Origin of the sequence: Campylobacter gracilis (assembly GCF_018374135.1) — a bacterium.
Classification (GTDB): domain Bacteria; phylum Campylobacterota; class Campylobacteria; order Campylobacterales; family Campylobacteraceae; genus Campylobacter_B; species Campylobacter_B gracilis_A.
Window position 1 is genome coordinate 75,857 of record NZ_JAHAFS010000011.1, and the last position, 12,559, is coordinate 88,415.

General features: G+C 50.0%; 13 protein-coding genes. 5 read left to right on the plus strand and 8 right to left on the minus strand.

The features are described from left to right. Positions 1-2: 2 nt before the first annotated feature. Genes nuoH through KH703_RS06640 form a run of 8 tightly spaced genes read right to left on the minus strand, consistent with a single transcriptional unit; the run spans position 3 to position 7,481 of the window. Positions 3-998, minus strand: a complete 996-nt coding sequence (gene nuoH, locus KH703_RS06605; RefSeq protein ID WP_297948148.1) for an NADH-quinone oxidoreductase subunit NuoH — start codon at positions 996-998, stop codon at positions 3-5. Continuing rightward, a complete protein-coding gene (locus tag KH703_RS06610; RefSeq protein ID WP_304295123.1) occupies positions 988-3,654 on the minus strand; it encodes an NADH-quinone oxidoreductase subunit G in 2,667 nt (888 codons plus the stop codon). The genes nuoH and KH703_RS06610 overlap by 11 nt, the downstream gene beginning before the upstream one ends. A gap of 1 nt (position 3,655) precedes the next feature. Beyond that, positions 3,656-4,363, minus strand: a complete 708-nt coding sequence (locus KH703_RS06615; RefSeq protein ID WP_304295125.1) for a hypothetical protein — start codon at positions 4,361-4,363, stop codon at positions 3,656-3,658. After that, positions 4,360-4,590, minus strand: coding sequence for an NADH-ubiquinone oxidoreductase subunit E family protein (locus tag KH703_RS06620; RefSeq protein WP_177386790.1), 231 nt, complete (start codon positions 4,588-4,590; stop codon positions 4,360-4,362). The genes KH703_RS06615 and KH703_RS06620 overlap by 4 nt, the downstream gene beginning before the upstream one ends. Beyond that, positions 4,587-5,813, minus strand: coding sequence for an NADH dehydrogenase (quinone) subunit D (gene nuoD, locus KH703_RS06625; RefSeq protein WP_298831488.1), 1,227 nt, complete (start codon positions 5,811-5,813; stop codon positions 4,587-4,589). The genes KH703_RS06620 and nuoD overlap by 4 nt, the downstream gene beginning before the upstream one ends. Continuing rightward, complete coding sequence (locus KH703_RS06630; RefSeq protein ID WP_304295127.1) at positions 5,813-6,601, minus strand: NADH-quinone oxidoreductase subunit C; 789 nt, start codon at positions 6,599-6,601, stop codon at positions 5,813-5,815. The genes nuoD and KH703_RS06630 overlap by 1 nt, the downstream gene beginning before the upstream one ends. Beyond that, positions 6,601-7,110 carry an NADH-quinone oxidoreductase subunit B family protein gene (locus KH703_RS06635; RefSeq protein WP_005869772.1) on the minus strand — a complete coding sequence of 170 codons (510 nt, stop codon included), beginning with the start codon at positions 7,108-7,110 and terminating at the stop codon, positions 6,601-6,603. Before KH703_RS06635 ends, KH703_RS06630 begins: the two co-directional genes overlap by 1 nt. After that, a complete protein-coding gene (locus tag KH703_RS06640) occupies positions 7,092-7,481 on the minus strand; it encodes an NAD(P)H-quinone oxidoreductase subunit 3 (protein ID WP_304295130.1) in 390 nt (129 codons plus the stop codon). The genes KH703_RS06635 and KH703_RS06640 overlap by 19 nt, the downstream gene beginning before the upstream one ends. A gap of 173 nt (positions 7,482-7,654) precedes the next feature. Between KH703_RS06640 and KH703_RS06645 the strand changes: the two genes are divergently transcribed. The 5 genes from KH703_RS06645 to KH703_RS06665 all read left to right on the plus strand — a co-directional run bounded on the left by KH703_RS06645 (position 7,655) and on the right by KH703_RS06665 (position 12,436). Next, the gene (locus tag KH703_RS06645; protein WP_304295132.1) at positions 7,655-9,217 is read left to right on the plus strand and encodes an inorganic phosphate transporter; all 1,563 of its coding nucleotides are present in this window, start codon (positions 7,655-7,657) and stop codon (positions 9,215-9,217) included. Positions 9,218-9,437: 220 nt separating this feature from the next. After that, positions 9,438-10,196 (plus strand): AzlC family ABC transporter permease, encoded by a 759-nt coding sequence (locus KH703_RS06650; RefSeq protein ID WP_304295143.1) that lies wholly within the window; start codon positions 9,438-9,440, stop codon positions 10,194-10,196. Continuing rightward, positions 10,196-10,543, plus strand: a complete 348-nt coding sequence (locus tag KH703_RS06655) for an AzlD domain-containing protein (protein WP_304295144.1) — start codon at positions 10,196-10,198, stop codon at positions 10,541-10,543. Before KH703_RS06650 ends, KH703_RS06655 begins: the two co-directional genes overlap by 1 nt. A 69-nt stretch (positions 10,544-10,612) precedes the next feature. Beyond that, positions 10,613-11,965, plus strand: a complete 1,353-nt coding sequence (locus KH703_RS06660) for a coproporphyrinogen III oxidase family protein (RefSeq protein WP_304295145.1) — start codon at positions 10,613-10,615, stop codon at positions 11,963-11,965. A gap of 117 nt (positions 11,966-12,082) precedes the next feature. Continuing rightward, a complete protein-coding gene (locus KH703_RS06665) occupies positions 12,083-12,436 on the plus strand; it encodes a hypothetical protein (protein ID WP_304295146.1) in 354 nt (117 codons plus the stop codon). Positions 12,437-12,559: the final 123 nt, after the last annotated feature.

Genomic DNA, 12,559 nt, shown 5'->3' on the forward strand with positions numbered 1-12,559 from the left:
CCTTAAACGATCGCTAGCGCGGTAATTAGCACGCAAGCAAGAGCTAACGGCATGCAGACTTTCCAGCAAAGCCCCATCAGCTGATCGGGGCGCAGATGCGGCCACGCCGCGCGCGCCCATAGGAAGCAGAAAAACACGAGGCTTGATTTTAATACCATCATAATGCCGCCGGGGATAAACCAAAACGCGTTAAATCCGCCCAAAAACAGTAGCGTCGTAACGACGGAGTAGGTTATGATATTAGCGTATTCGCCGATAAAAAACATACCCCAGCGCATTCCCGAATACGCCGTCCCCGCACCCGCTACGATCTCGGTTTCGTTTTCGGTAAGGCACAGAGGCGTGCGGTTGCACTCTACGAAAGCGGCGATCAGAAATAGCGCGAAGCAGACGGGCTCTTTCCAGATAAACCACTTGTCGATACCGCCGCTTTGCGCGCTTACGATGTCTATAAGCGAGAGCGAGCCGGTGATCATCACGATAGGGATTAGGCTAAGCCCGTTTATCACCTCAAAGCAGGTTATCTGCAAAAACGCGCGAAACGCGCCTATCGTGCCCCATTTATTGTAGCTCGCAAGCCCTCCGATCAGCAGTCCGTAAACGCAGGTGCCGCTAGCTCCGAGTAGGAATAAAATTCCCACATTTATATCGCTTAAAATCGGCTGTATCGTCCGCCCGCCGATAGTAAACTCCGGCAGCAGCGGCACCACCGAAAGCGCCACGAAAGCTCCCGTAGCCGATATGATCGGCGCGATTTTAAAAAGAAGCTTATTCGCCCGCGCAGGGATCGCGTCCTCTTTGGTAAAAAGCTTTATCATATCCGCGCCCACCTGCAAAAGTCCCGCAGGCCCGACCATAGAGGGTCCGATCCTGCGCTGCATAAAGGCAAGCACCTTACGCTCGGCATAGGTCGCAAGCCCCGAGAGCAGCGCGATGACGGCTAAAATCACGAGCGCCTTTAAGACGGTGGCTACGAAATAAAATACACTATCGCTCATCTGCCCTCTCCTTTGAAATTTTCTCGATTTTTACGCCGGCGTAGCGCGAGGTTTTGAAAAATATCTCACCGCGCAGCTTCTCGTCAAAATACGGCAGATACGCGCCGCTAAAGCCTGGATCGATCTTTACGCTAGCGACGATTTCGCGCTTTAAGCTTACGAGCCCCTCTGCGCCGCTTTCGCCATTTTCATTACCGGTGGCATCGGCTTTGCGAGCACCGCTTGCACGATCCGCTTTTTTTGCACGACCGGCACCGCCCTTGTCGCTTTCATTATCAGCAGCGCTAGCTTTAGGTGCGTCGCTAGTTTTTTCATTATGCCCCGCATCGTCCGCTTGGTAAATTTTAACGACGTCGCCCGCGCTCACGCCCAAGCTTTCGGCGATGCTAGGGCTTAGATACAGTGCGCCCGCTTCGCCAAGCCCGCTGCTTGCGCCGCTAAATTTATTGAATTGATGCAGAGGATTCGCCTCATAGATTAAAATTTCGCCCTCGCCTGCTCTAAGCGGCGCGGAAGGCGAAATTTCAAACTCCTCCTCGCTAGCGGCAAACTCCTTATTTCGCAGCTCATATCCGCGGTGGTTTGCGCCGCCGTTGTCGTAAAAATTTTCTAAATCATCAAATTTAACCTGCTCAAAATCTGCGCCCAAGCTTGACGTATAGCTGATCGCGTGTTCCGCGCAAACTCCCAGCGCACAGGCGATATCGTTTAGCTCATATCCGCCATAATCAAGCGCCGCATTGGTAGGCACTACGCGCTTGTCGTAGTTCGTAAACGTGCCCTCTTGCTGCACCAAGCTAGGCGCGTCCAGATCCGCTTCAAGCACGCCGAAGCTAATATCGCCCGCTTCGTTGTAGCCTAGCGTCTCGCCCGCGCTCATTTGCGCACTAAGCTCACAGATGAGCGCGACGCCAAGGCTATTCGTGCGCGGCGGCACCACTAGTACTTTTAGCGGCGTGTAGCGCTGCACCAAACCCGCTAGGCGCGCGAGCGTGGCGCTATTTGGCGTGCGGATAAAATCCTCGCCGACGATGAGCGAAAAGCTCTCCTTTTTAGCCAAAAGCTCATCCACTTTCTGCTCGTCCAGCCCGAGCGCTGCGGCAAAATTTGAAATTTTACTTTCCGTAACATTTTCGGAATTCTGCGCGGAATTTTTAGCACCGCTGGCACTCGCAACGTTCTCGGTGCCATTTGCCTCCGTAGAATTTTCAGGATTTTGCGAATCCGCGGATTTCTCGTCTAAATTTTGCTTCGCCGCGGCGCGCGAAATTTTAAATTCCGCCGCGAGTTTCGCATCCAGCCACCCAGGCAGATCGCGCCCGAACTTTTGCAAGATCCAAAGTAGGATCTGCGCCTCCAACCCCGCGGCGTGCGGCTGATGGATGAAATTTTTACTAAAGCCTTTAATGCCCTCGTCGCAAAACGGATGGAAATAGATTCCGCTTGCCTTATTTAGCTTGCAGGCGCTGTTTACCGCATAGCCCAGATTTGGAGCGTCGCTGCGCAAAAATGTGCCGCAAACGACGATGAAATCGCTATTTTTAATCGTCTGAGAATCCGCATTATAAAATTTCGTGCCGCTAAGCTTTGAAAATTCGCGCAGGAATTTTTGATAGGCAAGCGCTTCGTCGTTGATCAGAGCGAGTTTAAATTTTTGCCGCAAAAGCTCTAAAATCCGGGCTTCTTCATTGGTGATGAAACTATTAAATTTAATATTTTTGATCTCGCCGTCCTCGATGCCGCGCACGATGCGGTCAAAAACCGCTTCGTTTTTGCTCGCCCGCTCGTTTGAGAAATCCCAGCCAAAGCGCGCTGCGGCGTGTAGGACGCTAAAATTTACGTCGCTGCTAACGCGATAAATTTTTTCACGCGGCTCGCCTATGCTGCGGCGCTTGATCTCGTAATAAAGTAGTTCGCAGTCGCTGCTGTGCGGATTAGAAGCGGGGATTTGACGCAGCTCCCAGGCGTTTGAAACGTATTTAAACGCGCTCTCTACCAGAGCCCCCGTCGGGCAGACCGCCGCGCTCTCGCCGTAGTTTACGCAATCATCCTCATTGTTAACCCGCGCGATTAGGCTTTTTTGCAGCTTGTTCCACACGGCGTAGGCGTCTTTGGGCATCACGTCCTTTTGCTCCTTACTAAGCGCGTCTCCGCCGCGCGGGACGAGCTTAAACGCATCTACGCCCAAGCGGTCTTTCGCGGCGGTGATACAGCGCTCGCAGACGATACAAAGGCTAGGATCGTAGCTCAAATATCCCCAATCCTGCACCTCGCGCGCCGTATCGCGGATAGCGTAGCTTTGAGCGTTTGTGCGCATCAGATGAGCTAAATTTTGAAGTTCGCACTCGCCGCTTTGATCGCAAACCCCGCACGCCATCGGATGGTTGATGCAATAAACCTGCGTGATCGCCTCGCGCTCAGCATCGATCTCGGGGCTGCGGCTGTAAACGACCATGCCGTCTTTGGCTTTGGCGTTGCAGCTATAGACGCGCTTGCCGTCCGCTTCAACCATACAAAGCCTGCATGCGAGCGTCGGCGTACCGCCGCTTAGATAACAAAGCGCAGGGATAAAAACGCCGCAACGACGCGCGACCTGTAAGATATACTCGCCCTCGTCGCACTCGCAAGTTTTGCCGTCGATCGTGATCTTTGCCATTTTAAACCTTAGAAATTTCTGCGAGTTCGAAATTATAACCGCCAAAGCCCTGCCCGCCCGAGCCCAAAAGCGCGATCGTGCCCTTTAGCTCCTCATCCAAAATAAATTCTTTTTCTAAATTTAGGTGCGGCGTTTTGATGCGGACGCGATCGCCGTGTTTGATCTTAGCAACCATACTAAAATACCTTCCGCCGATTAGTCGGTCGTCCGCATCGTGTTTGAAAACCACGGCGCCGTCGAAATTCTCAGGCTCTTTAAGGGGGCTTAAATTTGCCCGTCCTTGCGCGCCCAAATCAGCTCGCTCGCCGCGTAAGCTTAAAATTTTAACCCCGAACTTCGCCGCTATGAGAGATAGAAAGGCTTTGATATTTTCGGCGTCGGGATGAGTTTTAATGAGCGCATCGTCGATCAAAAGCGCGTCGCATCCGCTTTGCAGAAACTCCGCGATCTGCTCGATCTCCTCCTCGCCCACGCTGCTTTCGCCGCTTAGATACTCCAGATCCAGATCCGCAAAATAGGGCTCGTCGCAAAAACTAGCGCAGATTAGCGCCAGCACGAAGCTTTGCGCGCCGATCTCGCATTTTATCAGCTCGCCCGGAAGATGCGGATCTTGCAGCGGCGATACGCTTAAAATTTCAGCGCTCTTAAAACCTTCTGCAAGCGCGGGATTTTGCAAGCTAAGCAGCGACGCAAAATTTAAAATTTTCATCCTCTCCCCTTTTTGGCGACGACCATCCAATCGACTTGGTTATAACGGATCGAGCTTAAAAGCGTAGAATTTAGCCCCTCCACCAGATCGGCGCTTTTTTGAACAGCGCTAAAATCACCCATCTCAAACATAAAGATCATTGTCTCGCCGCGAGCGGAATTTTTTAAAATTTCGCCCATGCGGTTTAAAAATTTATCGCCCAGATGCCTCAAATCGTAGCGCTTCATCGATCCACCTCGCCTAAAATGATATTCGTGCTGCCGATGATCGCCGCGGCGTCGGCAAGATACTGCCCGGGTAAAATTTCTTCATAGACCGCGCAGTGCCAAAAGCTCGGCGTGCGGATCTTAAGGCGGTAGGGGCGGCTTTCGCCCATCGAGCGGATATAAAATCCAAGCTCGCCCTTAGGGCTCTCGCTCGCAGCGTAAATTTCGCCCACGGGCGGGCGCAGGCCCTGCGTAACCAGCACAAAATGCTGCATCAGCGAGTAGTTTTGCGTCATGATCTGCTCTTTGCTAGGATTTACGTAAGCGGGATCGATCGCTAAAATTTGCGGATCGCTTAGCGGATAGTGTTTCGCGCACTGGCGCAAAATTTTAAGGCTCTCGCGCATCTCCGCCATATAGCACTTATAGCGCGCGTAGCAATCGCCCTCGCTCGCATACGGCACGTCGAAATCAAGCTCGTCGTAGATGAGATAGGGCTCCTCTTTGCGGATATCCCAAGCATGCCCGCTAGCGCGGAGCGTCACGCCGCTACAGCCGCAGCTAAGAGCCGCTTCGTGCGAGATCACGCCCACCCCTTCGGTTCGCATCAGCCAAATTCTATTCGTATCGAGCATATCTTCAAATTCTTTAATGTCGCTCGGAAATTCGTCGCAAAATTTCAACATCTCTTCTAACCAGCCGTTAGGCAGGTCCAAAAATACGCCGCCGATTTTGATATTGTTGTGCGTAAGGCGCGCGCCGCAGTATTTTTCTATGAGATCGAGTATGTATTCGCGCGAGCGAAAGCAGTAGAGAAATACCGTCATCGCGCCGATATCAAGCGCGTGCGTACCCAAAAACAAAAGGTGCGAGCTGATGCGATTAAGCTCCAATAAGATCGTGCGGATGATCTGCGCGCGGCGCGGCACTTCGATGCCGCAGAGCTTCTCTACCGCGGCGCAAAAGCCGTAGTTGTTCGAGCCCGATGCGACGTAATCGATGCGATCTGTTACTGGGACGAACTCCGCGTAGATCATATTTTCGGCCATCTTTTCGATGCCTCGGTGCATATAGCCTACGCCGGGGCGGGCTCGCACGATGCGCTCGCCGTCAAGCTCCAGCACGAGCTTTAGCTGGCCGTGCGCGCTTGGATGCTGCGGGCCGAAATTTAAAATCATATTCGCGCCCTCGCGCTCGTACTCGATATTTTCGAAAAACGGCCTTAGCTTGCTTGGATTTTGCATTATTTTCTCTTTGTGATGATCTTGTAAATTCCGCGTTTAGCGCGTTTTACAAAGCGCACGCCGCCCTCTTCTTGGTATTCTTGTAAAATTTTCTCTTGCGGCCGAGGCTCGCCGTAACCGCTCTCGTGATAGAGCCGCGCGAAGTTAAAGGTATCTTTTTCATCTACGAATGCGGAATTTCGGTTTTCTTCGCCGATCCGCTCGCGCGCGTCAGATCCAAAAATTTTATCCACCTCGTACCACTTGGCAAACTCGTCTCCTTGCAGCGGATAGGACTTTAAAAGCGGGTGTCCGAACCAATCATCGGGCATTATTAGGCGCGCCAAGTTCGGATGGGCCTCTATCCAAACGCCCATCATATCGTATAGCTCACGCTCCGCCCAGTTCGCGCTTTTGTAGATGCCCGCAGCGCTTTGCAAAAAGCTCTCATTCGGCACGAAACACTTTAGCCGCGCGCGGCGCGCCCTTTTGATATCCAAAAGCTGATAGAAAACCTCGATGCCGCCGCGAGCCTCGGTAAAATCCACGCCGCTTAGCTCGCATAAAATTTCATATCCCGCGCCCTTAAGAGCACGCAGCGCCGCTAAATTTTGCGCAGGCTCTACATAAAGCACGAGAGTGTTAAATTCCACGTACGAGTTTAAAATTTGTATGCCTTCAAGCGCGTCCAGATCGTCTTTGAAATCGCTCTCGTTTGCGCTGGATTTAGGCGTTTCCTCGGGGATGAAAAATCTGTCTTTGTAGTAATTTTTTTTACTCTGATCGCCTTTGGGATTAAATTTTCTCATCAGATCAGCCTTTTTGCTTTCTGCGCGCGGCGCGGAGTTTGGGTGCGAATCTTTTTTTGCAGCACCATCATCGCAAACTGCAGCGTCTCGGGGCGCGGCGCGCATCCGGGCAGATAGATATCAACTGGCACTATTCGGTCACAGCCTTGAACGGTCGCGTAGGTATTAAACATCCCTCCGGTATTGGCGCAGCTGCCCATGCTGATGACCCATTTGGGTTCGGGCATCGCGTCGTATAGGCGGCGCGTAAATTCGGCGTGCTTTTTGCTAAGCGTGCCTGCGATTATCATCACATCCGATTGCTTGGCGCTTGCGCGAAATATCGTGCCGAAGCGGTCAAAGTCAAATCTGCCCGCGCCCGCTGCCATCATCTCGATCGCACAGCAAGCAAGCCCGTATGTCATCGCCCACAAAGAGTTACTTCTGCCCCACGCAATTAGCTTATCGACGGTGGTAAGAACTACGGGAAGTCCGTTTTCGCGCGCGTAGTTTATCTTATGCTCTGCCAATTTAGCGCTCCTTTTTTCCAGGCGTAGATGAAACCGATGCCTAATAATACGATGAAAAACGCCATCTCTACAAGCCCGAACACGCCTAAAATTTTAAAATTTACCGCCCACGGAAACATAAAGATAATCTCGACGTCAAAAAGTATGAAAAGCACGGCTATCAAAAAAAAGTGGGAGTTTATTCGGTTAGGCTGTTTGACGGCCTCGGGGCCGCTTTCGTAAATTTCGCCCTTTAGCCGTTCGTCGCGTCTATCTGCCAAACGCGAGCCTACCAAAGAGGATAGTTTAACGATGAGCGAAAAGACACAAAAAGCTAGGATTAGCATTACAAATATTCCGAAATACGGGCTTTGCAGCGGAATTCTAGACATTTTTCGCCTCGGTTTTAAAATTTAATGTGGATTGTAACGAAGTATTGATTTAATAAAGCTTAGCGCGCGCCACTAAATTCGCTTTTAAAATTAAAATTTATATACCTCGCCCGTGCGATTTAGTGGGGATTAAGGCGCGTGTGGTAAAATTTCGCGGATTTTAAGGGAGAGCTATGAAATCTAGCAAGATAAGTCTCATTTTCTACGGCATATTCTGCGGCGTAACAATCTATTTTCTTATCTGGGGATTCGGTTTTATAGGAAGCGGCGATAAAACGCTATTTTTGGTTTCGGTATTTTTGGGCATCTTTATGGCCTTTAATATCGGCGGAAACGACGTGGCAAATTCCTTCGGCACCAGCGTCGGAAGCGGCACCCTTAGTATCGCGCAAGCCCTTTGTATCGCGGCGGTATTTGAAGCAAGCGGCGCTGTAATCGCAGGCGGTGAAGTAACCTCGACGATTCGCAGCGGCATAATCGATCTTAGCAAAATGGACGTGCATCCTAGAGACTTTATCTACGTAATGATGAGCGCGCTTTTTGCGGCGGGCGCGTGGCTGCTTTTTGCCAGCAGAAAGGGTTTGCCCGTATCCACCACTCATGCGATCATCGGCGGTATCGTGGGCTCGGGGCTTACGCTAGGCGCCCTGCTTAATACCGCAGAGACTTCCGCATTGTGGCTCGTGCAGTGGGATAAGATCGGCAAAATAGCGATCTCTTGGGTGCTCTCGCCGATTTTGGGCGGAGTGATCTCCTTTGGAATTTTCTGGCTTATCAAACATTATATTTTGGATTACAACCGCTACGCTCAAATAAAGATCGACCGCATAAAGCGCGAAAAAAAATCTCTCCGCAAATTGCATAAAAAGACCTTCGAGACCCTGGACGACATTCAAAAGATCGCCTATGCAGAAGCGCTAAATCACGATATTTACGCGATGCGCGATCCCGATTTTGACCCAAGCGAGCTGGATAGCGAGTATTATAAAAAGGTGATCGAGCTTGACGCTAAAAAAGAGAAGCTCAAATCCCACAAAGCCCTAGAGTACGGGATCCCCGCCGTAGCGGGTATCGGCGCTTTCGTAATCTCGGCGATGCTGATATTTAAGGGGCTGCATAATCTAAATTTCGGGCTTACGAATTTTTACAACTACCTCATCATCGGTATGTCGACGCTAATTACCTGGCTTTTGATGTTTATTTTCGCTAAAACCCTACGCCGCTCAAATTTAAACAAATCCGCGTTTTTGATGTTTAGCTGGCTGCAGGTGCTCACTGCTAGCGGCTTTGCCTTTTCGCACGGCAGCAACGACATCGCAAACGCCGTGGGTCCGTTTGCCGCCATCATCGATACGATGGCTACGAATAGTATCAATCCCTCCACTCCCGTGCCGCAGCAGATTATGATAATGTTCGCAGTAGCCCTCATAGCGGGGCTTTGGTTCATCGGCAAAGAGGTGATCGCCACCGTAGGCACCAATCTTACGAAAATTCACCCCGCCTCGGGCTTTAGCGCCGAGCTCGCAAGCGCCGTCGTCGTCATGGCGGCATCGGTGCTTGGACTTCCGATCTCCTCGACCCACGTGCTAATCGGCGCGATTTTAGGAATCGGCTTGGTAAATCACAGCACGAACTGGTCGCTGATGAAGCCGATCGGGCTAGCGTGGATCATCACCCTACCCGTCTCGGCGCTGCTTTCGGCGTTTGCATTCGTGCTTTTGCGCCACGTATTTTAGGCTAAATTTAAAAATCCGCTCCCTGAAATTTTAAAATTTCGCAAATTTCTACGCAGGCTAAATTTTAAAATTTCACGGCGCCAAAGCGAGTAAATTTTGCAGCTCCTCTTGCGGCGCATCACCGCATAAAACTCGCTAGCGACGGCACAGATTCGCCCGCATGCTCTTTAAAATTTAATAAAATTTTAGCTACAATCGCGCTTTTAAATTTAGGAAAAATATGAGTAAATTTGAAATTTTTAGATCCACCCTCGCCGTGATGATGGGCTACGTGCCGCTGGGGCTGGCGTTTGGTATCTACGGCATCAGCCAAGACCTGCCCGTATGGGCGCTGGCGCTAACCTCACTGCTAATCTACGCAGGCAGCGTGGAGTTCGTGCTGATCGCTTTCATCGTAACTCATGCCTCGCTCGTAGATACCTTCGTCGTGGCGTTTTTGCTAAATTTTCGCCATTTTTTCTATACGATGTCGCTGCTAGACGAGCTGCGCTTCGTGCGTCATAAAATTTACGCCGTATATGCCCTTACGGACGAAACCTTTGCGCTGCTAAAAGCGCGCGCCTTTTTGCGCCCCGAGGAGCTTAGCGGCGAACAGCCCGTAACGCCGCAAAGACTAAAAGAGCTTGATCTGCTCTATAATCTAACCGCGGTATTAAATCAATCCTATTGGGTCGCGGGCGTCGTTGTAGGGGCTGTTTTGGGAGCAAGCCTAAAGCTTGATTTTAGCGGAGTCGAGTTCAGCCTGACGGCGCTTTTTGCGATGCTAACCTATGAGGTTTTTAAAGCAAACCCGCAATACAAAGTGCTATTGCTAGGATTTGCCTGCGCATTTACAGGGCTTTTTATCTTTCCTACAAAATACTTTTTATTCGGCACTCTGATTTTTGGCACAGGGGTTTTGCTGCTCTTTCGTAAATACTTCGAGCGACCTTCGCGCACGGGACGCAGGCTGCGAAAATTTCTAAAAAGGAGCAGGTAGTGGAAATTTTGCCCTATATCTTTCTGGCCTCGCTCGCTACGATTTTGACGCGATTTTTGCCGCTGCTGCTTTTTAAGAAAAAGACCGCGAGTCCAAGCTTATCGTATCTGCAGAAAAACTCGGGTCTTCTGATAATGGTCGTTTTGACGATCTACGCGCTTAAGACGATGCTGCCTAGCTTCTCAGGCGAGCGAGCTTTTAACGCGGATGTGCTGCAAACGGCGATGCTGCTATTTTGCCTAATCATGGCGTTTGTCGTGCATGCTAAATTTCGCAATTCGCTCGTTACGATAGCGCTTCCTACGCTAATATATATGGCGGCGCTACACTTTTTATTGAATTATTGATAAATTTATAAGTTAGTTTTCGATAAACTTCAAAAATTAATTTTTAAGTTTAAAAAAGGTTAAAGTTTTATGAATTTTATCAGCCAAATGGTGCATAGCTTCGCCAAAAAATACGCCGCCGAAACTATGCAAAAATCTCTATACAACTCCCTTAGAATCGACATCACGCAGGAAAATATCGCTAAAATTCCAAACCCAGATAAAAAATATATGCTCTACATGCACGTGCCCTTTTGCCACACGTTTTGCCCGTATTGCTCCTTTCACAAATACGCCTACGAGCGCGGCGCGTGCAGGGCGTATTTCGGCGCGCTACGCACCGAGATGCAGCGCACGAAGGACGCGGGCTACGACTTTGAGACACTTTATGTAGGCGGCGGCACGACGCTAATCGACGAGGATGAGCTAGCGCGCACGCTGGAGCTTGCCAAGTCGCTTTTTAGCATCAAAGAGGTTTCGTGCGAGAGCGATCCCAACCACATCGAGCCTGAGAGCTTGCTGCGATTTCGCGGGCTCATAGACCGCCTAAGCGTGGGGGTGCAGAGCTTTGATGATGATATTTTACGCAAAGCTTCGCGCTACGAGAAATTCGGCTCGGGCGAAATTCTGCAAGAAAAGCTATCCCGTGCAGTCGGAATTCTACCGATTTTAAGCCTGGATCTGATCTTTAACTTTCCGTTTCAAACTCGCGAAATTTTACTTCGCGACATTGAAGCGGCAAAGGCGGTAAAACCAGAGCAGATCACGCTGTATCCGCTGATGAAATCGCCTTTGATGCGCGATCAAATAGCGCGAAGCCTCGGCGTTAGCAATGTAGATCACGAGGAGGAGTTTTACTCCATCATCTGCAAGGAATTTGCAAGCTGGCACCGCAGCAACGCATGGGCCTTCGCTCGCGAAAAATCAAACATCAACGACGAGTATGTAGGCACAAACCACGAATACGTAGGCATCGGAAGCGGCGCGTTTAGCTTTTTAGGCGGCAGACTGCTCGTAAATGCGTTCAACCTCGAAGAGTACGCAAGCAGGGTGCGCAAAAACGAAAGCACCGTCATCGCCACCTGCGATTTTAGCAGATCCGAGCGCGCGAAATACCTCTTTTTGACCGAGCTTTTTAACGGCGAGATCGATATCACCAAATTTAACGCTGCAAACGATTTAAGCCTGCGCCGCGAACTGGGCAGAGAGCTTAGTCTGCTAAGGCTTGCAGGCGCCGTGCGCATCGAGGGCGAGATCATCCGTACGACGGAATTCGGCGCGTATCTGTGTCTTGTTTTGATGAAGGAATTTTACACCGGCATGGACAAGGTGCGCGCGGCGTTTCGCGACGATGCCAAGATTAAGCGCGCAAAACAGCTCATCATCATGGACGAAAGCGAATCCGCCGCAACCGGCGCGGCAAAGAGCGAGATAGCGTCGTAAATTTTGTGCCCGGCCGCTTCGGCTAATGCTTGGGCGCACCCAAAGTCTTAGCGCAAACTATCTAGCCATTTTAAAAATACAAACGAAATTTTGATTTCAAAATTTAGGAGCGCGGCTGTGAAATGCAGAATGGTCAAACTATTCATTTTGTTTCTGTTTTTTGTCCTTGTATTTGAGCTCGTCGGCAATCTTTTTAACTTCGGCCGCTTCCCGTTTCATAAGAGCTGTGAGGCATTTATGATGATAAACCGCTATGATAGTGGGTATCCAAACGATAAGTGCATAATGCAGCTTATGGATGAAAATCGAACGGGTGATCTTTCGCTATATTATCTTAAAACCAGATGCAATCAAGAGGAGCCATTGTCCGAACTGGATGAAAAAGCTATAAAATTTTTAAATAGACCGGGATGGAAGATAATCGACATAAAGGAAGATGGCGTAGAAAAGAAATTTCTAATAAGCGATTAAATTTAAATAGCAAAGAAGCCCTGCTTCAATTGCAATATCAAAGCCTAACAAATCGAGAATTTTAAAATTTATAAAATTAAAGGAGGAGCAATGAATAATCTAAAACTCATACAAAACTGGTAC